Below are 26,134 nucleotides of genomic sequence, written 5' to 3' on the forward strand. Positions count from 1 at the left end.
TGTGGCCTGCCTTTGTAATCTCTTTCCCCAAAATACAATGTGTTTTGCTTTACAGGAGTCAGAGTGCCTGGCTCCTTTTCCCTTTGCTTGTCGTGAGCTCTACCATCTTGGTCGTAGAGTATTGGTTACCGAAACCATTAACTCATGTTAGTGAAAGGAAGTTCCTGAACCCTATAGTGCTTCTTTCACCAATCTTCTGTTTGGGCCATTATTTCTAACATCCAGACGCGAAATAGCATAAGATACACGGCCTTTACTAGCACTGAGCCACTCATCGTAATGACAGATAAAACACAGCAAGCGACATTTGCCGATCTTGGCCTGATTCCAACATTAGTCGAGCGACTAGAAGCGTTGGAATACAGCCAACCGACGCCTATTCAATCCCGTTCTATTCCTGATATCCTTGAAGGGAAAGATATTATTGGTGGTGCCAATACGGGTTCTGGTAAAACCGCTGCTTTTTCGCTGCCAATCCTGCAAAAAATTGTTCAGCAAGACGGATCAAACAATCGCCGTGGTAACTTCGTTTCTCACCTGATTTTAGTTCCAACTCGTGAGTTGGCATCACAGGTGGCATACAACGTCAAATCTTACTCATACCATCTTAGAGATAAGATCAAAACGGTTGCCGTATTTGGTGGTGTATCGGTGAACCCACAAATGCTAGCGCTTCGCGGTGGCTGTGACATTATCGTAGCTACGCCGGGTCGATTACTTGATCTGGTATCCAGTAACGCGATTAAGTTGAACCAAGTAGAAACGCTCGTCCTTGACGAAGCCGACCGAATGTTGAGCCTCGGATTTACCGAAGAACTCAATAAGATTCTTGCGTTACTGCCAGAGAAGAAACAGACGCTGTTATTTTCTGCAACTTTCCCTGATAAAGTCACGACGCTGGCTCAGCAGTTGCTCCGCGACCCTGTTGAAGTTCAGTTGCAGAGCGCAGAAGCCAGCACTTTGGTGCAGAGCGTGTTTAGTGTAAATAAAGGTGAGAAGACGGCGGTACTCGCGCACTTAATCAAACAGCATCAGTGGCGACAGACTCTGATTTTTGTGAACGCTAAGAATGCCTGTAACCATTTAGCTCAAAAGTTGTCAAAACGCGGTATTACCGCTGAAGTTTTCCATGGTGATAAAGGGCAGGGCGCTCGTACTCGTGTCCTTGACGGTTTTAAGTCTGGCGAGATTCAAGTTCTTATTGCCACCGATATCGCAGCACGCGGCCTTGATATTGAAAAACTTCCAGTGGTGATTAACTTCGATCTTCCGCGTAGCCCTGCTGATTATATGCATCGAATCGGTCGTAGTGGTCGTGCTGGTGAAGTAGGTTTAGGGTTATCTCTTATCGATTACGACGACTACCACCATTTCAAAGTGATAGAAAAGAAAAATAAGTTCCAACTTGAACGCGAGCAGGTAGTCGGTTTTGAAGTGGAAGACGATCAGAGTGAAGCCTACTTTTTACCAATGAAGCCGCGAGCGAAGCCAGCAGGTACGGGTAAAAAGAAGAAAAAGCGTAATCAATAGAAAACGTAAACTACATGTGAGTTTACTTACGGGAGTTGCTGGAGAAAGGGAATGCTCACTAGCTTGAGTCTTCGCTTCTAGCCATTCCTTTAAAGAACTATAGAGCCCTGCTGGAGCTACCAGTAGGGCTCTATTGCTTTTCAAGATAGTGTTATTGGCGACGAGCAGGGCGTCCGCGAGGTGAACGCTTTTTAAATGCAGACGCTGCTTTAGTTTGTGACTTAAGAATAGAGTCAACGGTTAGCGGCATTGGCTCTTTAGGTTCAAGGCCATGAGGGAAGGTACGAGCTCTTGGTGGTAAGTTGTATTCTTCTTCGCTCGCGCGTGGCATGCGCTTAAAGCGATAAAGGTAAAAGTTTTCTAATTTTTCTCTCGCCCATTCGGTTTTCTTTAAATACTTCACGCTACTTGCAATCGAAGGCTTAGTGTTAAAGCAATTAAAACGCATTGCTGTATCTAGAATGTCCCAGCCGTAAAAATCCACTAACTCTTGCAACATAGTCTCTAGCTTCAACCCGTGCAGTGGATTGTTCTGTTGCAGCTCGATTCTCTCTTCGTCAGTCATCATTTTTAAGGGCCTTACTCATTAAAGGGCGGAGTTTAACAAAGTATACAATGCAGAGATATCTATAGTTACTTTGCGATGGATGCGAGCACAGTGCTCTCTACCTTGAAAGTATAAATCGGAATTGGCCGTTCTACTTGGCTCTCTGCTCAAAAATGACTCATAAAAGTTCAAGCGTCCTAGTTCGATGTTAAATTATTGTATAATAAGTGAGATTTTTGTTGTTCTTTTACTAATGTCTAATATTCCTACCCATAGCAACACATGCTTAATAAGCTCAAAATCAAAATCCGTTCATGCCGCTTTCTTAGTATGGCCTAGAAGTTTGATGTGGGTGTTGTCTCGTATTGGTCGAAGGCCTGTCTACCAAGCGAAACTCTAGTTGACGTAGTTCAACGTTGAAACATAAAAGGATGACTCAATGTCTGACAAAAGTAAGACTTTTTACAGGGATGTGCGCAAAAAACCGCATGAATTTGAAAACCGAGAAGACTTTCTAAATCATGATTTAACCGTTATGAGCTTCCGCCGCTGGGGAATTCATTTGCCCTCACGTGATTACAGTATTGAAATCGAAGACTGGGTACCTGCATTAGCAGCAACTATTGGTAAGGTGGTGATGGTCACTGCCATGGTTTCCGCTTTTGCTGCTCAGTTTGGTTTATCTCCGGAATTCATTGCAGAAAACGTGCGTTACGAATTACTTATCGCTGGAGCCCTGTTCGTCATCCTGTTTTCTGCCATCTTAAACCCGAATGCAAACTTAGCGGGTACCCATGGCCCAATGATACCGCTGATTCCTATGATCGCAGCTGCAGGAGGGCACCCTCTCGCGCTAGGTTTGATGGTATGTGTTTTTGGTTTAATTCTCGCTTTAACCAAAGGTGGCTCTAAACTCATGACTCTGACTGGTATCGGGGTTCGAGGAGGGTTGTTGATCTACCTTGGTGCTGTTGGGTTGCTCGGGCAAATTAATAAGACGGAAGCGTGGGCTGCAAGTACGGACCAAGGTTACATTTCGTTTGTGGTCATAGGCCTAACCGTTATGGTTTACGCTTACTTAGCCAAGATCAATAAACGTTGGCTCGCTATCCCATTGTGCTCTGCACTCGCGGGTATTGTTGCTTATTTGATGGGCGCTGAGTTTGCTTTTACCACAGAGCCGGGCCTGCCTAATTTCAGTCCATTCTACTGGTGGGGGGAAGATACAGGCTGGCAGCTAGGCTGGCCAACCCTAGAGCACTTTATTGCCGTGACTCCATTTGCTCTACTGGCAGTCGCTATGTGGTCCCCTGATTATCTCGGCCATCGTGTGTTTCAAGAACTTAACTACCCGAAAGAAGCGAAAGGCGTACTAATGGATGTCGACGACACGATGGTCGGAGCATCTGTTCGTCAGGGGGTTGGTTCACTCTTAGGGGGCGGAAACCTAGCTTCTTCTTGGGGAACGTACATGATTCCTGCCGCAATTGCCAAGCGTCCTATTCCAGGTGGCGCTCTGTTGACGGGTTTCATGTGTATTGCGGCGGCGGTAATTGGCTACCCAATGGATCTAGCAATGTGGGAACCTGTTCTGCGCGTTGCTTTGATTGTGGGTGTATTCTTACCACTTCTTGAAGCGGGTATGCAGATGATCCATAAGCATAAAGATTCACTCAGTGCAGGTATCTGTATTTTTGCCTGTGCATTCGTTAATCCAGTCTTCGGTTGGGCAATCACGATGCTGTTGGATAACCTCGGGCTTATCGGCGACCATGAGCGTGCTAACGAACTATCGCGCAAAGATAAATATCTGATTCCTGGCACTGCGTTTATCGTTTGTGCAGGCTCCCTTGCTATTGTTGGTCAGCTTCCAGGCATTCCAGCTCTTATCGGTTAATCGAATTATGCTCTAAAGGTATAGTGAGAACAGTGAGTAAAGGGACTTGCTTCTTAAAATAGTAGACAAAAACAAAAAGCTACCTAGTACCAGGTAGCTTTTTGCATGTAGGGTTAGGCTACGGAGTTAGGCTATATGAGTGATTCAATGCCGTATTTTGCGCCGTAGTGTTCAACGACAAAATCAATGTCTTTGTCACCACGGCCTGATAAGTTGATCAAAATCGAGCCGGTTTCTCCTTGCTGCGCGAGTTTAATTGCGTAAGCGACAGCGTGTGAGGATTCAATAGCAGGAATTATTCCCTCTTCACGAGACAGCTCAAAGAAGGCATCAATCGCTTCGTCATCACTGATTGAGCCGTAATTGACACGGCCAATGTCTTTTAAGTAACTATGCTGAGGTCCAACCGATGGGTAATCCAAGCCACTTGCTACAGAGTACACTTCCTGAGGTTCACCTTGTGCATCTTTAAGCATGTAAGACTTAAATCCGTGCATGATACCTGGCTCACCGAGTGTGAGTGTTGCAGCATGCTCGCCAACCTTTTGCAAAGAGCGGCCCGCTGGTTCAACGCCGTGAATGGCGACTTGTTCATCCTCTAAGAAAGCAGTAAATAGCCCCATCGCGTTAGAACCACCTCCAACGCATGCGACGAGATTATTGGGTAACTTGCCGGTCATTTCTTTGAATTGAACTCGTGCTTCGTTACCGATAATTGATTGGAAATCTCTCACCATTTTAGGGAATGGGTGAGGGCCAACGACAGAGCCTATCGCATAAAGTTGTGTATCAGGATCTTTCAGATAAGCTTCGAATGCAGAATCTACCGCTTCTTTGAGGGTTTTGCGCCCATGAGTGGCAGGAATGACATTAGCACCAAGGATTCTCATGCGGACGACATTCGGATGTTCTTTGGCGATATCAACTTCACCCATGTAAATATCGCATTTCAAGCCAACCAATGCCGCGGCTGTAGCAAGCGCAACACCGTGTTGCCCTGCGCCAGTTTCAGCAATCAGTTTCTTCTTACCCATCTTTTTAGCGAGAATGGCTTCCCCTAAGCAGTGGTTAATTTTATGTGCGCCTGTATGGTTTAAGTCTTCGCGCTTTAGGTAGATGTCTGCTCCGTATTTTTTAGACAAGTTTTCCGCATGGAAGATTGGGCTAGGTCGTCCAACAAAGTGCTTATACAAGCGAGCGAGTTCCGCTTTAAATTCAGGATCTTTGCTGCATTCCTCATAAGCTGCGTTGATGTCATGCATGATTTGTTCAAGCTCAGGTGGAACAAAGCTACCACCGTATTCACCAAAGTATCCTTCTTCGTTGGGCATAGTGAGATCAAACGAGTTTTTCATTATTTACATCCTAGTTAACGAAAGTATTGATACTTTTATACCCAAAATTTAGAAGTGGTTGTGTGATCAGTTGCTTAAATCAGAGTTCGCGATCTAGTGCACTAGTTAAAAAGTACAGCTTGTGTGGGGGATAATAGTTGTGATGTAGAATCAGGTGGTTTGAATAGGTGCAAAAAAGCCTCGAGAGATCCTAGGCTGTCATAAGAACCTCTCGAGGCAAACAGAATGCTGGAAATACACTCTGCGATGGTGTCTGGAAACAAAAATTAGATTCGTTTCCTTTGTCAGATATTAGGGTTTTAGAATGAGTCGATGTCAGCGAAATGTCACAAGTTAATTGCGGTATTAAAAGCTTATTTTTTATTTTTGATTAATGGATTAGAAAGTAACCTAAAACAGGCTAACCTACCGCGTGTTCCGCGTCTTTTAAGTTGGACATGATCTTTCTTTGTCTCGAATCGGCGTCTTTAACCAACACGTGCACTTTGGTCCCTAAAGTAAACGTGGCGCTCTGGCTGGAAATTTTTTGTTTGACTGCATCAAATTCGAACTCACCATTTTGGAAACTTGATAAAGGAATGAGACCTTCGGTTCGGTTCCTCTAACTCAACAAATACCCCGAAGTGTGTGACTCCACACGCTGTCCCTATGAAGTGTTGTCCGATAAATGGCTTCATGTAATGACATTTCAGTGCAAACTCAATCTCTCAGCTAGGGATAATGTGCTCGTAATTATTAGAATTTATTTATTGAGCAGATATATTTAATTTCATTTTTTCTCTTATATTCGCCAATCGCTTTTATTTTATAAACTTTATTTTTATGAGCAAAGCATGAAGCGAAGTGATTCAGATATGAATGAGATTAATTTAGTTCCAAACTGGAATTGCAAGGTAGGTTGTGTGATTACCTAAAGATGTATACCAAAGTGACTTTATTGAAAGTGATTAATGATGGTGTGGGAGAGGTAAGTGATTTGGGTATATAAACTTAGATAGAGAATAGTAAGGGCAGTAATAAGTGGAAGGGGATTGTGGCACCAACAACATTGATGCCACACAAAGAATTACAGTGCAGTTACTTCAGCTGCTTGTAAACCTTTGTTACCTTGTTCAACAACGAACGATACTTTTTGGCCTTCAGTAAGAGTTTTGAAGCCTTCAGAAACAATAGAACGGAAGTGAACGAATACGTCATCACCGCCATTGTCTTGAGAAATAAAACCAAAACCTTTAGTTTCGTTGAACCATTTTACTGAACCAGTTAATTTATTAGACATAGATACCTCTATATTTGATTGTTTTAAATATTGAATTTTTAGCTAATATCAAGTGCTACTATATGATTTTAGAGATAACTATTTTGTCGCAGGAACGTAAACGAGGAATTCGATGTGGAACTGAGAGAAACTTTGATCTTTAATTACATTAATAGCTCTTTCCGTAAGAGCTGATGTGCAGTATACCGACAAAATTAATAAAGGCTAGCCTTTTCTTTTTTATTTTTTGAGTATACCAAGCGCATTGCTTTCAAAGCATACGCTTGGTGTATAAGACGGCGTGTTGTTATAGGTGGCGTCGAGCGCTTAGTGTTTTCTGGTTGGGCCGTTACGAACGATGTCTTTACCATTGTCATATACGTGCTGCGAAACCCAGCGGCCAAGGAGCAATTGGTGCTTTTCTCCTAATACGGCAACAAATGGACGGCCATCGGTATTAGAGGTGGCTAGCGCAACGCCAGTGACACCTTCAAGACCCAGAGCGCCGCTTTCTACTAAATGCAGAAATGCCTCTAACTCTTCAATCGTTTCGATTACATGGTTATCAATATTCATTGTATTCAATCTCTTCGAATTGCATTGCGGTCGCGTACTCTACCTAAGTTAAGCGTGGAAACCAAGTTTCTGCGCGAGTCATGTAATGATAGAGCCTCGTCCTGCCACTAATCATCGATAGTTAGTCTCGATAGTCCGGAACTTGTCTAGATTCAATAAAGTGAAAACCCTCGCTGGTTAGACATGAGTCACATAATGTTGTCTGGTTTATCTCATCAATACTTTTGCTATTGGATGGGGTGAAGGGGAGTGCAATAATTTGTAAAACTCTTTTCCTAAAGGCTGTTATGAAGAAAGTCCTGATTACCGGTTTTGAACCTTTTGGTGGTGACGCCATTAACCCCGCCTTAGAAGCGGTCAAGCAATTAGAGGCTGTGGCTATAAAAGGCGGTGTGATAGTTACTTGCCCAGTCCCCGTAGTTCGATATGACTCGGTGAAAGTCGTTATTGAAGCAATAGAAGCGCACCAGCCAGACTGTGTGATTACTGTAGGGCAAGCGGCCGGGCGTAGCGCGATAACCCCAGAGCGTGTCGCAATTAATGTCGATGATTTTCGTATTCCAGATAACGTTGGTTATCAACCGATTGATGAACCCGTTGTGGCTGATGGTCCTGATGCTTACTTCTCGACACTACCGATAAAGCGTGTTGTGCAAACATTGCAAACGCAGGGTATACCTAGCCAGATTTCCAACAGTGCTGGAACATTTGTATGTAACCATCTCTTTTATGGGATCCAACATTACTTGAAAGACAATCCGATTCGTCACGGGTTTGTTCATATTCCATTATTGCCAGAACAAGCAGCAGATGGCAGTCAGCCTTCTATGTCTTTGGACATGATAGTCGAAGGGCTAAAGCTGGTGGCGCAAGTTTGTATTGCCAATGATAGCGATATCCTGGTAAGCGGTGGAACGATTTGCTAGTAAGTGTTTTAAAATCCAGTAAGTATCTGAAAGATAATAATAAGCTCGTCGTTTGATGTTGTAGTAAATGTTAGCTTTGTCAAATTTCACAAGTAGCGAAAGGAGTAGCATTGAATAGTCAGGTTGGATGTTGTTCAAACTGACATTCCTCTAGTACAGGAGGTGTTAGGGGGCTACCCTTACGAAAGGCGAGTTATCATGAAAAGCAACAAAAGTCAGTCTATCGCATTTATCTCTGTCGTTGTTTTCGCATTGGCTATCGCTGCGCTTAAATTCGAAAACACACTCGGAGTTCTTCCCATTGTAGTCGCTATTATCGCGTTTTTTGCCTGCGTCATTTACACCAGTATGTATCTTTCTGATATGAAGCGTTCAGAGTTGATAAGTCACTCTGATCATTCTCAAAAAATGTATACCCACGCATCACGCAATGAGCTTGATGAGCGCGATAAAAAGCGTTGAAGCGAGTCACATTCTCCGTATACTTTGCTGGAGCATTAATGCACTAACGTGTCGGAGATAAGCATGTCAAATCGAGTACCAACCAACATACTGACCGGATTTTTGGGTGTCGGTAAAACGACCACGATTTTAAATCTACTGAAGAACAAACCGGAAAACGAAAACTGGGCGGTTTTGGTCAATGAATTTGGTGAGATTGGCATCGACGGTGCATTGATGACCGACCAAGGTGCGCTGATTAAAGAAGTGCCGGGTGGCTGTATGTGTTGTACGGCGGGCGTGCCAATGTCGGTCGGTATTACGGCGTTACTGCGCCAAAAACCGGACCGTTTATTGATTGAGCCGACAGGCCTTGGTCATCCAAAACAGGTTATCGCGACGCTTACCTCAGAACAGTATGAACCTTACGTTGATCTAAAAGCGACGATCGCTCTGGTTGATCCGCGTAACTTAAGTGATGAAAAATACCTTTCTAACCAAAATTTCGTGGACCAGTTAGACAGCGCAGATGTGGTTATAGGCAGTAAGGTTGACCTTTGTACCAGTCACGACATTGATGTGTTTAATGACTGGGTGACGGACCAATCTCCCTCAAAAGTATTCAGTAAGCTTATTCATGATGGTGAGTTACCGATAGAAGTCTTGGATATCGAACGGGTTTACGGCAGCGCTTCTTCCCATATCGAGTCACATCATCATGACCATGCTCACCTAGAGCCTCAATTCCAGTTGCCGCCAGGTGAAGCCTTTGTGCGTAAAGAGAACAAAGGGCAAGGGTATTTTAGTTGCGGGTGGTTGTTTGGGGCAGAGTATAAGTTTGATTTTGAAAAGCTTTTCTCTATGCTTTCGGACTTGACCGCAGAGCGTGTTAAAGCGGTGGTCAATACGGATCAAGGTTGTTACGCGTTTAATGTTGCCAACCGAGTCGTGTCGGTGAATGAAATCAGCTTAGAAGGGTTTGAATCACGATTAGAAGTGATAGATTCTCAGCTGTTGCCATGGGATGAACTTGAGCGAATTCTCCTTCAGTTGTCTGGCATCAAGCGTTAAATCGAACAAATGTTAAACGGAAACGGTGAGCCAGCAATCTGCCTGTGTTCGCCGTTTTTGCTTTTGTAGCGTTTCAATGAGAAAAGTGAGATAAATCACTCAAATTCGGGTATAGTGCACGGCTAAATTTTTAAAGCTATTTTTAGTGGTTTGTTTAAGGAATACGCTCAATGTCATTTTCATCTCAAGGTTTTGCGCCAGAAGTGGTTAAAGCACTGGCAGAATGCGGTTATGAAAAGTTAACGCCAATTCAACAGAAGGCGATTCCAATGGCTCGCAAAGGCCATGATATTTTCGCTACAGCACAAACAGGTACTGGTAAAACGGCTGCGTTTTCTCTGCCTATGATTCAGCAGCTGCTAGACAGTAACCGTAGCGCTTCTCGTAAGACTGCTCGCGCACTTATCTTGGCTCCAACTCGTGAGCTTGCTGAACAAATTGCTGACAACATCAAAGCTTACACGAAGTACACGAACCTGTCGGTGGCTGCGATTTTCGGTGGCCGTAAAATGTCTTCTCAAGTAACGGCATTAGAAAACGGTGTAGATATCCTAGTGGCTACACCTGGTCGATTGGAAGAGCACATTGAACAAGGTAATGTCTCGGTCGCACACTTAGAGTTTTTAGTGTTTGATGAAGCAGACCGTATCTTGGATATGGGCTTTATTCATGCAGTTCGTAAGATCATGCTGGATGTGGATACAGACCCACAAATCATGATGTTTTCGGCAACGACTTCGAGCCAACTAAATCTGTTAGCAAAAGATATCCTGCGTAAGCCTAAGCGTATTGAAGTTGAGCGAGCGAATACGACAGCACAGACAGTTGCTCACGTGTTATATCCAGTTGATCAAGAGCGAAAAACGGAACTGCTTTCGGAGCTGATTGGTCGTAAGAACTGGAAACAAGTGTTGGTATTTGTGAACTACAAAGAGACCGCAAACGAAGTGGTAAAAGAGCTGAAACTTGATGGTATCAAAGCGGTGGTTTGTCATGGTGACCGTGCTCAAAGCGCTCGTCGTCGTGCGCTAGAAGAGTTTAAGTCCGGTAAAGCACGTGTCATGGTGGCTACCGATGTCGCTGCTCGAGGTCTAGATATTGAAGATTTACCTCACGTTGTGAACTATGACATGCCTTTCCTAGCGGAAGATTACGTTCACCGAATTGGTCGTACAGGCCGTGCAGGTAAACAAGGTCATGCCGTTTCATTTGTAAATCGAGATGAAGAACTCACGGTTGTTCAGGTTGAAAATCTAATCCAGCAGCGAATTCGCCGTATTGAGCTTGCTGGCTATGAACCAAAACAGCGTGAATCTTACATTGAAAAGCTGCACTCAAAACCAGCATTCAAGAATCGTCAAGGTCGTCGTAATAATCCGAACCAGTCGGCAACAGACCAAGGGTCGGCAGAGCGTCGTCTTGCTATGGTGAAGCGCCTGAAAGCGCGTCGTGGCGCAAAGTAAATTACACAGTCTGTGTGAAAAGAGCCCCTCAATTGAGGGGCTTTTTTTGTTTTGTCGTTTCGCGTTAATTTAGGCCAAGCATATTTGGCTCACCACGATAAATAATGCGATCGTTTCCTCGGTGAATACCAAACGTAACTGTAACAGGTGGATTTTCCTCTTCACTTGTCGTGTTATCCCAATCGTATTTCAGCCAAGGGATGCGATTACCTGAGCCGTCTAAATCCAGGTGGAATTGTATTTGCTCGCGTGCTGAGTCAATTTGGCTTGCAACGATATCGGTCATCCTGCCAACATGCATTGTCCCAACTCCAGAAAGCATGGCGTTGTTTGCAGGCGCATTCGACCAAATTGGCGTGCTGAAGTAATATTCACCATTCGCCGTTGTTGAGCTGTCATCGAAGTTAGTCATAAATCGACCGTTTTGCCAAGTTTCTACAGCAAGTGGCACTTTGATCACCATGCCTTGGTTGCCACCTACATCTTGAAAGTTCAAACGACCGAATCGAATTTCTGGTTGTTTTGTGAGTACTTCGCTATCGTCGAAGAAGTTTACCTCATCAACGGCTTTAGTCGTGACTATACCTATTTTGCTGCTGTCACTGTTAGTCCCTTTATTAAATGGGCCATCAGGATATTGCTTATCTGTCGTGTTCTTTTTCCAGCATGGGCTATTGTTACAAGTCGCATTGGTCGAGGGCTTCTCTATAACAAACGTTCCAACACTCGCGCTACCCAGTAGTTTCCAGTCTACCTTCTTAGGCTTAGGCGGCAAAAACCGATCGGAGTATGAGCTTAGCTCGCCTAAATCGAAATGTTGTTGAAGGTTAGACGAAAAGTGGACGTAATTCTTCACGTTTTCCTTATTCGCATTGAGTGCGACAACATCGTAAGTGACTTTCTCAAAAGGTTGATTCATGTAAGCAAAAGTTTGGCCATGTGGGTAGTGCCATTCTTGGTCTTGCACTTGAAAATATTTTGGGTAAAAACGACCAACGTAACGATAGCCTTCGTTCACAGTCATACCTAGATATTTACTTTCTAGGTTTGCTTTTACTCTCAAGCTCCCGACTTCTTCCCAATATAATCCATTAAAGACGAATTGATCATTCTTGGCTGAATTATGCGCCTGAGCCAGTGAGTCACTACTTTTTAGCAATTTTGAGGTTTGGTTCGCTGTCTCTGATGGCGTATGTTGCTCACTCGACAAGACAACCGATGCTGCTGGAGCGTCATCAAGCGTAAAATTACGGGTGATAGAAGCATCACAATAGCGTGCTGATTCAACAGACCCACTTACAGAGCCGTCAGGTTGCCAAATGATTGGTTTCACCGTTAGAGAGAAAAGTTCTCCGGCAGCAAGAAACCCTTCTCCTTGTTCAGAGGTGCCAGAAGGCAAAGCACGTTGGTTGTCACAAATAGCGAGTGTCCATGGTCGCGAGTGCACATTAAATGTCCCTTTCACTTCCACTTTGCCTTCTTCTGGACATTCTTCAAATCCCTCACATTCAAAATGATCGGACAATGTCACTTCAAATATGCCGGACTCGTTCGTGATAAGACCATGTTCAGACAAGCCGTCTTTAAATTCCGCTGAATAGCTAAAGTTTCCTTCACTTCCTCCTAATGGTTGAACCAATGGATGAAAAACTTTAGGCGTACCATTGTAGTTGCTTGCCACTACAGGTTCGCCGGTGGAGGCACAAGCAAGCAATCGCGTATGCACGTTTTCTGGTTTACCTGCAATAACGCGTATTTCATTTAAAGTTGCGCTTTTCGTCTTTGAGTAGGCCTCAAACATAAATGGCGTAAACATAAAGCGAACAGTTTGATGCTTGCTCGTGTCTTTCGCCATAGTGAAAGTTAGTGTGTAGTTGGTATCTAACGAGATCGTATCAATATTATTCGGAACCACTCGAACAACAAGTTCACCATTCTCGTCAGATATAAATTGGTTGGCTCCTAATGTCTGCTGACCTTTAACCACCTCTAAAGTGAACAAGTCAGGGTGTGATAGGACAGCACTGACTTCTGCGCTTACAACTTCTCCATTATTGGTTGTTGTTGCTGTAAATTGCGGAAGATCGTCGCCGCACATCAGTGCCATGTCGTCCGATGGTGTGACGCTGAGGTTTAAGTCGTTCTCCGATGGAGGCTGCATGCTGCAATTCGGAACATCTTGAGGGGTGATTGGACAGACTTGGGAAGAGTAGTGACAATCAGCCTCGCCCAATCCACAGTATTGCGTGTATTTGTTGTCTTGTGCTTTCGTTTGTGCACTTCCTGGCGTTTGTTGGATTTCACCACAAACTTGACTAGGCTGATTTGGAGCGTTGTTGAAGTTCAATGTTTGGAAGTATTTAATTGCTGCGGTGGAACTATAGAATGAGCCACTTAATGTAGCTGACGATCCTACAGATTCAGCCGTACCATAGATCGACATATCTTTTATAATCAGAGATTTGTGCGCAGAAACATCACCGACGACAAAATGGTCTTGTAAAGGATGGTTTGTTTTTAGGTGTAGTGTTTCGCCTTGTGATTCGACCTTACCACAGATGTTTGTATTAAATATATTGGTCGTGCTGTGAGTCAAAATGTCACCAATAATGGTGTTGTACTCACCATTAATATGAAGGGCCTCACCTGTTAGCTCTATATCCCCATCGATGAGTACGTTATGCAGCTTTGTTGGATAAGCCGATAGAAGATCACCATAGATAACAGTGTGCTTGTTTTGGTAATCGTCGAGGTTTGATGCTTTCTCATTGTTAACCGTTAATCCGGTAGCGAGGGCGTGTAGAGAGATACGTTTATTGGGTTCACCAATTGTATTATTCCCCTCTAACACAATTCCATAATCTGCTTTTAATGTTATCTCTTTTTCCGGTAATGAGGAGACAATTTTATCACCAGCGGGTAGGACTAGTTTCCCTGTACAGCGATAAGTCGTGCCATCGCTTTCGATACTAAAACTCTTGTGTGAGCAAAGTTGACCTAACTCAGATAGATCTTTTACGTCATAAGTGGTGGCGTGTGAGGTTAGCGGTAAAAAAAGAACCGCAGTGAAAATACTGCAAAGACGCATCATCAAATGTCCTAATGAGTGGAACAAGATGGCATCAAGCGAGCGTGAGCAAATGCTCACTGAAATTGGAATAGCTGCGGTACTTTTTTGTTCTGAAGCCGCTTAGTTATTGAACTTTGGTTATTTTTTATTTCGTATGTCATACCAAAGTTTAGCGGCCTTATTACAACGTAAGTGTCAGGTTAGTTCAAGAGGCAAGTGTGATGTGTGTCGATTTATATGTGTAACTATTTGTTAGTTAAGGATAATAAGTAAGCATGTTGGTTCAGAATCAGGAAGGACGCGATCCTGATTCTGAACGTTTATAACGCTAGGCAGCGTGAACGATGAGTGGAGCCATCTGATATAACTCTTCTAGTATGGCTTTCGTTTGTCTCGAATACACCAGACAATCTCGATCGCCAACGAGCTGAATTGCTCTCACTTTACCTGCAACCAAACATTGCCTAATCGTGCGTAGAACCATTTGGATATCAATTTCTGACGCGCCATCAAGGCTGTTTTTGGTTTTTAGAGATCCAAGGTCGATACTAATGATTATTTGGTCGCAGTGGTCTAGGTAATTGCCGATCTGTTGCTTAACATTATTGCGATGACGAAAAGAAAACTCTTTCTCGGTCACCCAATCACAACCTTGATCTTCCGCGTATTCCCACGTTTCCTGCTTCGTCTCTTGCTCACTGACGCCAGCAAAAAACAATCGTACGTTTTGATAGCGAGAAAGAGCAAAATGAAATGCCGAGCCTAAACGTGGTTCAAGTGTTGGTTTCAAGTTCATGTCATGTCCAATATTTACCACACCCACTTCGTCTTGATAGGACACGACCACAGGTAACATGGACAAGATTGCCTCGGTACAGTTAGTTACTAAAACAGGAATTGAGTGGCGAGAAAGCGAAAGGCTTAATGCTTCCTGAAACTCGCCATTTTCCAGCTTGTCGTGGTTGAAGTGACCAAAGTTTTCAGCGGTTTCATGATCATGCTGTTGGTATAGCCAATCGCTAGCATTTTCCAAACTTTGATCAGCTAATTCAAACGCGCCCTTAGACATGGGTGGCAAATACTCACACACTGTCATAAAAGAAAAAGGGTAATGCTGCGGCTGTTTCACGGTGTGGTGGAGTTTATAGCGTTTGAAAAAGCTTAACATGATGAATTACCTTTCTGGTGGTAGTGCCCTTGCCGCTTGCAGTACATGTAAAATAATGCGCTGCTTATCCTTTTCGACTCGGTGGGCCGGAGCCATCACCGAGACTGCGCCAATCAGTTTGCTTCCTTTCATTACCGGTGCGCTAATACCTGAAACACCAGGGTCAATCTCAGAAGTACTGACGGCATATCCGTGTTTACGGATGGTTGTGAGCTCTTTTTCCCACTCGTCACGTCGGTGATCTTGATTAAAATATCTCAAGATTTTCTCGCATCGACTTTGAGGCATAAAAGCAAGCATCACTTTAGATGAGGCACCGCGCAGCAGAGGTTGACTTTGACCCTGGACGAAGCTGCAACGCAGCGCCTGCATACTTTCTTTCTGTCTGACACAAAGCGCACGATAACCCGCTGGTACCATATAAGCGGCCATTTCCCCGGTTTGTTGTACCAACCTAGCCAGTATGGTTTCGACCATGTCGAGCCCATGTTGCGCGGTCTCATAGCTGTGCATGAGTAATAATGCCGCCGGACCAACGACAAATGTCTTGTCGTGAACGCTTTCTTCGATCAAGTTCCACTCTTTAAGCAGTTTTAAGTGTCGGTAAAGGCTGCTTAAAGGAACGTTCAATTGCTCGCTTAGCGTTTTCGCAGAAACTGGGGACGGACTAACTGCAACTTGCATTAACAACTGCAGTGATTTTTCGTTTACCTGGTTAGCATTAGCTTTGTTTGTCGTCATGAGAGTGTTGTAACGTGTTGTAGGAGTTACGACAAATATAATTCTTAATCACTGAGAAAAGAAAAATAATTTTAATGGGTAATTCTTACATGATGAGAAACAGACAGGTAAAGACTTTCGCAAGTACCGATAGACATAACATGGTGTCGAATTAAAGTCTCAGGTTTGAGGCGCTTGATACTAAATTGGAACAGGAGTGAATAAGACATTGTTTAGTTTGCGGTATTACTCAGCGTTTCGCATACTGAGTTAATCCAAACAAATAATGTTAAAAAACGTGAGTTGCTAGCGGGTATCGGAATCGAGGTACCATCTCAGTAAATCGGTTTTATAAAAGGTTACTTTTATATGCTGAATAAGGCGATTTTTAAAAAAGCCATCATTTTTCTTCTGCCTATTCCCTTGGTTATTGGAGAGGTTTTGTATTTAGCTCGTGAAAGCGTGCAAAACAATCTCAATCATTTATTAGAAAAAAATGTGCAAATTGCAGATGAAATTTTATTCCAAATAGAGACAGAAAACCGCACGGCGTTGCTACACCCTGAACGATGTGAAGAGCTCCAGCAAAGCTTAATGTTTGAACGAGATATTGAAGAAATGCTCATTGTGAAAGAGGGAGTCATTACTTGTTCTTCGAAATTGGGAAGTATCTCTAAACCGTTAGCTGAGCACATCGCCTTTCCCAAGGGACAAACGCTAGCGCTTGGTAGTGTTGATAGCTTGTACGATCAGTTCTTGCTAGTGGTAACGGAAGGAGAGCGGGGTTATCAAGCCGTAACGATTATCGATCATGACTACTTTAATGCGACAATAGGGTTTAACAACGATTTACGCCTAAAACGCTCTGCGCTGTTTATCCATGATCAAGTTTCACCAGAAGGAGCATTAAGAGCGGGAAGTAATCCTATCGGTATCAAATCGTCGCAAATGTTTGAGTATGAAGCTTTGAGTGAAGCCAGCGATCTTTTCGTCAAACAGAGAACACTTTCCTATTTTTTGTACTCAATTCCAATTATTTTCGTGATCTACCTTTGCTTGTATGCGTTGAATAAGTTTATTGATCCTCATCGCAATTTGATACTGGATCTTAAAAGAGCGATAAAAAGAGGAGAGTTGACCCTGTATTACCAACCGCAAGTTAACGTTGATACCGGCCAGTTATTCGGGTTTGAAGCGCTAGTGCGATGGGAGCATCAAAGTAAGGGGTTCATTTCTCCGGATGAGTTTGTCCCTGCGGCAGAGCAAAGTGGATTGGTTTTTTTACTTACTGATTTCGTTCTGGATAAAGCGGCAGAGGACTTCAGTAAATTAGGCTTTGATCAGCCTGTCCACCTTGGTATTAACGTGCCGCCTGGTTATTTAGTTGGACCAAACGCGATCAGAAAAATTCAATTGCTCGACAGACAGTTGAGCCGAAACAAAGTCTCATTAGGGGTAGAGATAACGGAGCGTCAGCTCATTGATTCAGAGGCGAGAAAATGCATTGCAGCACTGCGAGTGCATGGTATTGATGTGCTGATCGATGATTTTGGAACTGGCCAAACCTCGTTAGCATTTCTACAGCACATGCGCATAGATTACTTAAAAATCGATAAGTGCTTTGTCGAAACCATTGGTATTCCTAGCCTTAGTGCTTCTGTCTTAAAAGCGATGGTTCACTTCGCGGAAGAATTACAAGTACAATTGATCGCTGAAGGCGTGGAAACCATAGCGCAAGCTGAACACTTAAAGCAGATGGGAGTGAGATATCATCAGGGATACCTGTACTCCAAACCATTACCTTATGAGCAGCTTGCGCAGCGAAGTCATTATGATTGGTAGACGTTAGCTCTATAACACTGAGCATTTTCATCAAACACAAACTCTAACTCATTTTTGATGCTATCTAAGCGATCTTCTTGGTAGTGAGACACATACAATAGTTGGCTTAAATTCTCTCTAGCGATGAGTTCAAGTGTGTTCTTAACTAACCGTCTACCCAAAAAATCTAACCCTTGATACGGCTCGTCCAAAATCAATAATGTGGGTTGTTTCACGATGGCTCTTGCAATCAGTAACAGTCGCTGCTGGCCGTACTCTAATTGCTTAAATGAGTTTTTTTTGTACTGGCTCATATGTAAGATATCGAGCCACTCGTTTGCAATATCCATCTCTTTGCGAGTTGGCTGGTTATACAACCCGATCGAATCGTAAAATCCTGACAAAATGACTTCTAATGCGCTGCAATTGACTCGATATTGGAGGTGTAGCGCTGAAGACACCATGCCGATATGCTGCTTAATTTCCCAGATTGTCTCGCCAGTACCACGCTTTTTACCAAAAATATCAATGTCATTGCTGTAGCATTGCGGATGATCGCCAAAGATCAATCCAAGTAAGGTACTCTTTCCACAACCATTTGGACCTTTGACCTGCCAATGTTGGCCCTTGTCTATGCGCCAGTTCAAGTCAGTAAAAATCTTCTTATCGGTGTATTCAACAGCCCCATTCTTTAGTTCAAATATTGGGTTGTTGAATGGCGTCGAGTGCTGATGCTGACGTATCAAGCTCATCATTTCTTCACTCTGTTGTTCTGACTGAGATTTAATTTGTCCAATGATTGGATGATTATCCCAACTGGACTTATCCATTGTACTATCAAGCTTTCCTGCACTGAAAAGCGCGATGCTATTGATCCACTCAGGCATGTCAGATTCGCGAGAGAAGGTTATGAGTAGTTGCACATTTTGAGAAAGCGAGTGTAAATAGCGAGCGAGAGCAGCTCGGTGCGCAATATCTAAGCCAGTAAATGGATTATCTAGTAATACTAAGTCAGGTTGTGTGGCTAAAGCTCGGGCGAGCATTACTCTTCTGGTTTCTCCGGTAGAGAGAACACGGAAGCCACTATCTTTAAGATGACTTAGGTCGAGATCATTAATTAGCTGTTCAGTTAAGTTGGTGTCTTGGCTCTGCTCTAGGATTAATGAATAAACAGTGCTCCCTTGGTCGATACGATCAAGAAAATCCGTATCATCCTTTTCTAATTCTCTTTCCAGTAATCGCTGTTGCTCTGATAACGACACTTGCGCAACGGACAGCCCATTTAGCTCAATTTCCCCACTATCTGGTGACATTTCATCACAAATAAGGTCTCCAAGCAGAGAGCCAATATCTCCATCCGCGCTGAATATCCCCCAAGACTGCTGAGTGTTAATTTTCCAATCGTCAATAAACAAGTGTGTCGTGTTTCTCTTAGCTGCAAGCTGACGAAAGTGAATAGTCATTGCGTTTGTCTTCCTTGTTTTCGTTTTAGTGGATTACTTATAACAATTTACGAACTCAGTACGGAAGCGCTTTTGTGTATTAATTTTGAACAGTGCTCAGTCTTGTGCATATTAACGAAGCCTTGTATTAGAGGATAAAAATGCGACTAGAGTCATTAAGTAACAAGTAAACTTGTCAATAATTTTGTTTTATTTTTGAATCAACCTATCATTATGCATGTATATGTTATGCTGATAAATTCATATTTGCCGTTTGTTAATTAATCAATGTAAGGACACATGTTTATGAGTGAAACGGAATACGATTACCCCTCGAGTTACAGCCTAGTTTCCATTACCGATACCTCCAGTTACATCAAATATGCCAGTGAAAACTTTAATGAAGTCGCGGGGTTTGATGAAGGGGAGCTTATCGGTAAACCCCACAATGTTGTGCGTCATCCTGATATGCCAAAACAGGCTTTTAAAGATTTATGGACTCACCTGAAAACTGGCAAACACTGGATGGGAATGGTCAAAAATCGACGTAAAAACGGCGGCTATTATTGGGTTGACGCGTTTGCTTCTCCTATAAAATCTAATGGTGAAGTTGTGGAATACCAATCAGTGAGATTTAAACCTGAGCGTATACACATCCAGCGAGCGGAAAAAGCGTATTCGAAGCTTCGAAATAATCGTAAGCCGTGGAAAATGTATCTTCCTCGTACACGTTTGTGGATGAGATCGGCCTTCTTCCTTTTAATTTCAAACCTTATTGGCTTACTCATTCTACAAATGAATCAATCACCAGTGATAGCGTTTGGCGTTGTTGCGTTACTTTCCGTTTTCTCTATTTATGTATTAACCAGACCAGTTGAGAAGCTCGCTAAACAGGCTAGGCAAGACTTCAACAATCCACTCATGGAATATATTTATTGCGGAAGAATCAACGATCTGGCTGAGATTGAGCTGGGTATGAAGATGCGTAAGCAATTTGCCAATGCGCTACTGGGGCGCGTTGGCGTGTCTGTAAAAGACTCTTGCGAAGAAACGCGCGCAAGTGCTAACAGTGCTGCGACAAATAGCCAGCAAGTGACGGAGAACTTAAGCGCACAGAAAGTGGAGATTGACTCGGTCGCAACAGCGGTCAACGAGATGCAAGCCTCTTCATCTGAGATATCAAATAATGCTCAAGCGACCGCCGAGGCTACGTTAGAAGCGCAAAATACGATGATAGACAGCCGTAGCGTTATCGATAATGTTAACCAATCGGTTTTAGAGTTGGTTGATGAGCTCGGCGAAATATCTAAAGTGGTCATACGTTTGAACCAACAAACCGAGCAAATTGGAACCGTTGTTGAAGTCATCAACGGTATTGCCGAACAAACTAATTTATTAGCGTTGAACGCTGCAATTGAAGCCGCGAGGGCAGGCGAACAAGGCAGAGGGTTTGCCGTTGTAGCAGATGAAGTGAGAACCTTAGCTAAAAGAACTCAGGAATCGACAACAGAGATTAAATCGGCCATTGAAGGAATTCAAAATGGGAGCAAATCAGCGGTTTCTGCGTTAGAGAAAGGTAACGAAATGTCGACCGGAACGGTAACATTGTTAGGTACTGCTTTGGATAGCATTCAACAACTGGAATCCCTTGTTCAAGACGTTGTCGAACGAAACCAACAAATTGCGGTCGCGATAGAAGAGCAGGTTTATGTAACGGATGAAATAAATGAAAACATCCAGTCGCTTAATTTAAAGTACAGTGAATCGTATGAACTGATGACTGAAACGAATCATATGAACACCAAAGTGCAAAATTGCACCAATGACCTGTCTGAAATGATTAAAAAGTTTGCTTAAACTTTAGAAAATCGAAGTTAAAAGCCCGCTAAACATTAGCGGGCTTTTAACTGGAATATAGTGAAGTGCTGGATTCGTTTACGAGCGAGGATTTCTAAATCTCGTCTTTGTAAGAGCTAAAACGACGAAAGCTCGCAATAAATGCGAGCTCTCTAAATAAGTGGCGGAGAGATAGGGATTTGAAAACTATCCATCACTCGAACATAAAGAAACAAAAGCCTTTAATAACAATGTGTTAAGTCTATTTGGCATGAGAGTTAATTGACAAATTCTGCCTAAACTGTATCAAAACTTCGTTACATCTACAATTTATATGTAACCAAAAAAAAGCGCCCCAAATTGGGCGCTTCATTTCTGAACTCTTATCTAAAAAGTATTTTCTGCATTGCGCTGTTCTAGCGACGTAAGACCACGAGAATAGTCTTTCCAATGTAGGTAATACTCTTTAATAGTTGTAGTGTTGTTGTGACCGACATATTCTGCGGTCTCCTCAAATGACATGCCGCTTTCAATGCTATTTGTTATGAAAGAATGACGTGCTGGAGCAACCCCCCTTGGTTTTACTCCTGCTTTCTCGAAGTACGGAGCTAGGGCGAGAGATAGTTTCTTACAGTCACCCCAGCCTTGCCCCTCAGTATTCGTGAACACGAATTTCTCTGTGACGGTATTGTTATTAAGATGATAGGTAACATCTCTTTTGTACGGCTTTTGAAGCATTTGATTCAAAACCTCTTCTGATCTAGACGTTATTGCTAGATTCCGTTTGGAACCATTTGTCTTCGGTGCTTTCATATTGTCTAAAGCCATGGACTTATTAATTTGAAGCCTTGAGGTATCTCGGTTGTACGAGCTTTCAGTAAGAGCTATTAGTTCGCATGGGCGTAATCCCTCCCGCGCTGCTAATAAAAGCGCTTCAACAACTCCGCTACCATCAGCCACTGCTGCAAGTGCTTTTAGTTCATCCTTCGTGTAAGGCAGTACGAAATTAAGGTCATCTTTAGCGTAAAGCTTGACCCCATCATCGAATGGATTGCGACGTAACTCTCCAGTTTTAACATGGTGAACAAACAGTATGTTCAATATCGTTCTTATGTTTTTACGCATTTTCGTGTTGTAACCACTTCCTCTGCTGTGTGGCACATTTGGAAGAACTTCATTTAGAAACTCTTCAATGTCATATGCGGTAACATCTTTGAGCAATTTCTTGCCCATAAATTTCGTAACTAGGTTTAGATTACTGCGATAGCCAGCCTTCGTTGTTTTTGCCAAGGATGTATCATTTTTAATCAACTCACGTAGTCGACGTGCAGCTGTTCTAATCGTGATCCTAGTTTCGCGTTTGATAGTCATGTCGTTTTACCTGTTTTGTTTGAAGACGAGATGACTTTAAAAGTTGACAGGCTGCCAGAGCAAATTTGGTAATAAAATCAGCCATTTTTGATCAACTGTTGAAACACAGTGTTTTACAAATGCAACACCGTCATGTGAAGCGTTCAAAAAACGCACAGATAGAGGCTTTCTCTGCTTGACGAGGAAGCACCTACTTATCTGTGCTTCCAAATTTAGGGAGGTGATTTCTTTCATCGTAGTTAGATAAGAACCCATTACGGACAGAAAACAAAGGGGCGCTATCTTGCCCCTCATAAGTTGCTTAAAGCCTACTACTTATAATCAGGATGAATCAGATACCCCTTAACAGGCTTTAGGGATTTCTTCGTAGTTATCATTGCTTCCTGTAGGTAGCCATGCTTGACTAATGTTTTGATCGCCTCGTCGCGTTGCTGAGCTGTTTTAAGGTTTTTCCAACATTTTTGCGATAAGCTGTGTTTCGTAAACTGGCCATCTAATTTGGATAAGCGTGACAGCAGCACCTGCGCTGGACTATCAACAGCATGATTGTCTTGCGCTGAAGCAATAATGCGAAAGGCATGAGAGCGAAGATAACGCATCCAAACCATTGCCTGAGAGATACTTTTCGTTCCAACAACATTACTCGGTTTAAAGGGTTTGTGTTTTGGCGTGTTCGCCGCCTCTTCGACCAAATGAAATATCATCGCAAGCTTTGCACAATGTTCTAACCTTTTAACGTGATAGGACTCCAACATTGGCGGGCTATTAAGTTCGTCTCTAACCGCCTCTTCAGACCATTTCGTCCATTTCTTCTGTGCTAGAGGAGAAAACTTGAGCACTATTGGATCAAGAGGTGAGTCCAACTGAGCCAGTTTAGCGAATACATAATGTACGGATTTAATTGCTTGCTCAGAGACTTGATGATCGGTTAGAACTCTCTTGGTCTTCGTCGGTAAGACTGACATTTGTAAGCAACGTTCGAGAAAGCCATCATTTTGATGTCCCTCAATAGCCGATTTGATCAGCGGCTTAAGCATGTCAGGTTGAATACCACCTAATAGACCAATAAAAAGCTGTGGAAGAATCACATCGTCACGACTTACACGACGGATGACATAAGAGTTACGCTGACCGGAATAGCCCTCAAGATAAACTGATCTTTCATGGCTTCGGTTTTGCTGGTTAAATATATTCAGCAATCCTGATAACTCATCTCGAACAATCGTTAACCCTGACAATGATGTCTGCGCGCACATAGTCAGAGCTTCGATTGTACTATCATTAATATAAACCTCCTTTTGGTCAAAAATTGGTGGCTCAATGAGGTCAGCTAATTGCTCTGCGATGTTTAGCAATGCTGTTTCATTGCCTCGCTCTAGAGCATCCTCTAGTTCTTGCTCTAACTCTCGACGAGCGATATCAAAACGCTTCTTCTTAACCGCATTGATTGCTGAGTTTCGTTTGCCGATTGGGGCGATAACTTCTTTTTTCACCTTATCAACAAAAGAAACTGCAGCACTCATGGCTGGTGTTTTTTTCTCAGAAGCCTTCCCTACTAGTAGTGCCCAGAGTATACAAACTACTCTCCAAGTATCATTTTTCTTCGGCTCAATCTCGACATTGCTACCAATGATTGAAGCCAACATAGTGATGAGAGAGACTGCTAGATAGTCAGGTGACATATCATCAATGCTGAATGCCTTTTCTCGTACAAATGCACGGATAGATTTAGGCAACATTTCGTCACGAAGTTTTAGTGCAGGAGGTAAATCATCTTCTATCAATGCTCGAGGGCATTGCCACTCTATAGGTATTCCATCCCCACCTGCATTGCCTGCATTCCCTGCGAGAAACTTGTTGGAACTATCTTCATCTACCGTATCGATGAAGGGCAACTCCAATTGATCCTCATCCCGTTCAAAAGGCGAAAAAAGAGGACTCTCATTTGAGTAATTAAGTTTAGTCTCCGAAACTGATGTTTTAGGTTCTTCTAGCTCGATGTTGGGCAGCTCAAGCTGGACTGCAATCTTCATATTATTCATATGTTCTTTCTTTCGAAAAAAATTCATTTATTTCTGAGAACAAAGCAAGAGTTCGACGAAAGAAAATTAAGTATGTCCTTATATCTGATTGAAATTACGGAAAAGATTTTTTTGGGGAGTTAAGAGGGCACTCCCTCTTGCAAGCGGGGAAACCTACGTACGCAGTACGTGTGAGGTTTCCCTATCTTGACTACGTCTTCTAATTTGTAAGGTTTTGTTCTGTAAAAAATAATTTGTATAGTTAAGAAAAAATGCTGAGAAACTGGACAGTAACCACCGAGGCTACACGAGATGTGATGGCAAGAGAGCATTACTTAATCAATGAAAGTCACCGTAACCATAAACATACAGAGAAGATCATCAGTATCTTTGGTTCGGAAACACAGTCATTAAACATTTTGCGAAACTGCGAACGATATAAATTAAAACAGGCATCCAAAAGACAAGGGGGAAGACCTCCGACTGAAGCCGTGGAATTTTGTCTTACATTGCCTAAGGGAATTCGTCCAACCCAACAGCAATGGCGTCAAATTCTCAACAAGTTGATGTTTACCCTAGCTATTCACCTCGACGTTCCTACAAGTAAGCTCGCTCCGATTGTTCGGGCTGTTCTTCACCAACAAAATCATGATGTGGCAATTAAAGGTACTGGCGACCACATGCATGTTGTGATTGGAAAGTTTACGAATGACTTAATTTATCTTGCTGAGCTTCAGCGTAAGTCTGCGACACGTTTACTTAAAACAGCTTATAACAACGCTGTTTATGACGTTGTTGGAATCAGCCACAAATCTTATAGGCTGCAAAAAGGCTACGATGGTATAGCTAAAAAGCGAGCGCCCAGCTGGAGTGTGAAAGCCGCCCGTAAGCAAGAAGTGATAAAACAGCAAGAGCGCCAGTTAAAACGAATCATTGCTCAGGCTAACAAATGGCTCAGTGCCTTTGATACAAACGATCAAAAGCAAATGAACAGGCAATATAACCGTCTATGTGAAGAGCTGAGTCACTTAGAATCAGCCAACAGTGAAACGCAGGACATGTTCGATTTTATGCAGCAATTAATTGGTAAAATAGAGGCTAAAGGGCATTTACAGTTAGGTGAGCTACATATCCGAGCACCTAAAATTTAGTCTATAAATTCGTCATTCTTTGCTACTTTTGGACTGAAGCTTCTTAAACAAATAACTTAATGGCATCAGCTCGTATGATCGAAAGTGTCTTCAAAACCATAAACGTTTATATGGCATGTACTTATCGAGCTCTAAAACGTTTTAAGTTATGAAACACAATACAATAACCTACCGAAAATCTCTCACAATGTTCTCTATCCAGTTGAGGTATAGCCTCACTTTGCATGTTTGATAGTAGTGCAAATGAACAGAAACAACGAAAGCTGATACTCAATCATCGCAGAGCTTGGAGGTAGACATTGTGGCCAAGAGAGTTAAGTTCCTCTAAAGTTTCTCGTAGTTTACCGTCAATCACAATGCCAAAGAGCTAACGTTGGAATCGAAAAGTTCATCACGCATAGTGCATATCCTTTTTTGATGAGGGTAGGAGTTTTTTAAATGCATCTTGAATCATAACTGTAGAATTGAAT

The 26,134-nt window shown here is 42.9% G+C and carries 19 protein-coding genes and 1 pseudogene; 9 read left to right on the forward strand and 11 right to left on the reverse strand.

All coding sequences use genetic code 11. The features are described from left to right. Nucleotides 1-279 precede the first annotated feature (279 nt). Nucleotides 280-1,530, forward strand: coding sequence for a DEAD/DEAH box helicase (locus R7P67_RS03205; RefSeq protein WP_262652968.1), 1,251 nt, complete (start codon nucleotides 280-282; stop codon nucleotides 1,528-1,530). 151 nt (nucleotides 1,531-1,681) lie between these two features. On the opposite strand, the gene R7P67_RS03210 is transcribed toward R7P67_RS03205, so the two are convergent. After that, nucleotides 1,682-2,098: a VF530 family DNA-binding protein gene (locus R7P67_RS03210; RefSeq protein WP_262652970.1), complete on the reverse strand. Its 417-nt coding sequence runs from the start codon at nucleotides 2,096-2,098 to the stop codon at nucleotides 1,682-1,684. Nucleotides 2,099-2,516: 418 nt separating this feature from the next. On the opposite strand from R7P67_RS03210, the gene R7P67_RS03215 reads away from it, so the two are divergent. Beyond that, nucleotides 2,517-3,974 carry a DUF3360 domain-containing protein gene (locus R7P67_RS03215; RefSeq protein WP_005375642.1) on the forward strand — a complete coding sequence of 486 codons (1,458 nt, stop codon included), beginning with the start codon at nucleotides 2,517-2,519 and terminating at the stop codon, nucleotides 3,972-3,974. A gap of 131 nt (nucleotides 3,975-4,105) precedes the next feature. Here the strand turns inward: R7P67_RS03215 and trpB are convergent, their stop codons facing one another. From trpB to R7P67_RS03235, 4 genes and pseudogenes are all read right to left on the reverse strand, one after another. Further along, a complete protein-coding gene (trpB, locus tag R7P67_RS03220) occupies nucleotides 4,106-5,329 on the reverse strand; it encodes a tryptophan synthase subunit beta (RefSeq protein ID WP_005375643.1) in 1,224 nt (407 codons plus the stop codon). Between the two features lie 400 nt (nucleotides 5,330-5,729). Beyond that, nucleotides 5,730-6,036 (reverse strand): annotated as a pseudogene (locus R7P67_RS03225) (S1 RNA-binding domain-containing protein); the annotation flags it as partial. Between the two features lie 359 nt (nucleotides 6,037-6,395). Further along, nucleotides 6,396-6,608 carry a cold-shock protein gene (locus R7P67_RS03230; protein ID WP_005375644.1) on the reverse strand — a complete coding sequence of 71 codons (213 nt, stop codon included), beginning with the start codon at nucleotides 6,606-6,608 and terminating at the stop codon, nucleotides 6,396-6,398. A 306-nt stretch (nucleotides 6,609-6,914) separates the two neighbouring features. Next, on the reverse strand, nucleotides 6,915-7,163 hold the full coding sequence (locus R7P67_RS03235; RefSeq protein ID WP_005375646.1) for a hypothetical protein: 249 nt from the start codon (nucleotides 7,161-7,163) through the stop codon (nucleotides 6,915-6,917). A gap of 287 nt (nucleotides 7,164-7,450) precedes the next feature. Here R7P67_RS03235 and pcp point away from each other — a divergent pair, with 287 nt between their 5' ends. From pcp to R7P67_RS03255, 4 genes are all read left to right on the forward strand, one after another. After that, the gene (gene pcp, locus R7P67_RS03240; protein ID WP_213903699.1) at nucleotides 7,451-8,089 is read left to right on the forward strand and encodes a pyroglutamyl-peptidase I; all 639 of its coding nucleotides are present in this window, start codon (nucleotides 7,451-7,453) and stop codon (nucleotides 8,087-8,089) included. A 198-nt stretch (nucleotides 8,090-8,287) separates the two neighbouring features. Beyond that, nucleotides 8,288-8,551 carry a hypothetical protein gene (locus tag R7P67_RS03245; protein WP_239938548.1) on the forward strand — a complete coding sequence of 88 codons (264 nt, stop codon included), beginning with the start codon at nucleotides 8,288-8,290 and terminating at the stop codon, nucleotides 8,549-8,551. A 63-nt stretch (nucleotides 8,552-8,614) separates the two neighbouring features. Beyond that, entirely contained in the window at nucleotides 8,615-9,601 is a 987-nt protein-coding gene (locus R7P67_RS03250) for a CobW family GTP-binding protein (protein WP_239938547.1), read from the forward strand. 170 nt (nucleotides 9,602-9,771) lie between these two features. Then, nucleotides 9,772-11,064, forward strand: coding sequence for a DEAD/DEAH box helicase (locus tag R7P67_RS03255; RefSeq protein ID WP_005375652.1), 1,293 nt, complete (start codon nucleotides 9,772-9,774; stop codon nucleotides 11,062-11,064). Nucleotides 11,065-11,128: 64 nt separating this feature from the next. Here the strand turns inward: R7P67_RS03255 and R7P67_RS03260 are convergent, their stop codons facing one another. From R7P67_RS03260 to R7P67_RS03270, 3 genes are all read right to left on the reverse strand, one after another. Next, nucleotides 11,129-14,155, reverse strand: a complete 3,027-nt coding sequence (locus tag R7P67_RS03260) for a DUF6701 domain-containing protein (RefSeq protein WP_262652971.1) — start codon at nucleotides 14,153-14,155, stop codon at nucleotides 11,129-11,131. Nucleotides 14,156-14,462: 307 nt separating this feature from the next. Next, nucleotides 14,463-15,302 (reverse strand): arginase family protein, encoded by an 840-nt coding sequence (locus tag R7P67_RS03265; protein ID WP_262652974.1) that lies wholly within the window; start codon nucleotides 15,300-15,302, stop codon nucleotides 14,463-14,465. Nucleotides 15,303-15,308: 6 nt separating this feature from the next. Next, nucleotides 15,309-16,043: an IclR family transcriptional regulator gene (locus R7P67_RS03270; RefSeq protein WP_262652977.1), complete on the reverse strand. Its 735-nt coding sequence runs from the start codon at nucleotides 16,041-16,043 to the stop codon at nucleotides 15,309-15,311. 348 nt (nucleotides 16,044-16,391) lie between these two features. Between R7P67_RS03270 and R7P67_RS03275 the strand changes: the two genes are divergently transcribed. Beyond that, on the forward strand, nucleotides 16,392-17,864 hold the full coding sequence (locus tag R7P67_RS03275) for an EAL domain-containing protein (protein WP_005386194.1): 1,473 nt from the start codon (nucleotides 16,392-16,394) through the stop codon (nucleotides 17,862-17,864). On the opposite strand, the gene modF is transcribed toward R7P67_RS03275, so the two are convergent. Next, nucleotides 17,852-19,306, reverse strand: coding sequence for a molybdate ABC transporter ATP-binding protein ModF (modF, locus tag R7P67_RS03280; RefSeq protein ID WP_262652979.1), 1,455 nt, complete (start codon nucleotides 19,304-19,306; stop codon nucleotides 17,852-17,854). The two genes, R7P67_RS03275 and modF, sit on opposite strands and share 13 nt — an antisense overlap. Nucleotides 19,307-19,591: 285 nt before the next feature. Between modF and R7P67_RS03285 the strand changes: the two genes are divergently transcribed. Continuing rightward, nucleotides 19,592-21,142: a PAS domain-containing methyl-accepting chemotaxis protein gene (locus tag R7P67_RS03285; protein ID WP_213916936.1), complete on the forward strand. Its 1,551-nt coding sequence runs from the start codon at nucleotides 19,592-19,594 to the stop codon at nucleotides 21,140-21,142. A gap of 366 nt (nucleotides 21,143-21,508) precedes the next feature. Here R7P67_RS03285 and R7P67_RS03290 read toward each other — a convergent pair whose 3' ends face one another. After that, nucleotides 21,509-22,492 (reverse strand): tyrosine-type recombinase/integrase, encoded by a 984-nt coding sequence (locus tag R7P67_RS03290; protein WP_140291390.1) that lies wholly within the window; start codon nucleotides 22,490-22,492, stop codon nucleotides 21,509-21,511. A gap of 311 nt (nucleotides 22,493-22,803) precedes the next feature. Then, the gene (locus R7P67_RS03295; protein WP_318085869.1) at nucleotides 22,804-24,534 is read right to left on the reverse strand and encodes a DUF3987 domain-containing protein; all 1,731 of its coding nucleotides are present in this window, start codon (nucleotides 24,532-24,534) and stop codon (nucleotides 22,804-22,806) included. 296 nt (nucleotides 24,535-24,830) lie between these two features. On the opposite strand from R7P67_RS03295, the gene R7P67_RS03300 reads away from it, so the two are divergent. Further along, the gene (locus R7P67_RS03300; protein ID WP_318085870.1) at nucleotides 24,831-25,664 is read left to right on the forward strand and encodes a hypothetical protein; all 834 of its coding nucleotides are present in this window, start codon (nucleotides 24,831-24,833) and stop codon (nucleotides 25,662-25,664) included. Nucleotides 25,665-26,134: the final 470 nt, after the last annotated feature.

The sequence above is a fragment of the Vibrio sp. Vb0937 genome, assembly GCF_033338855.1.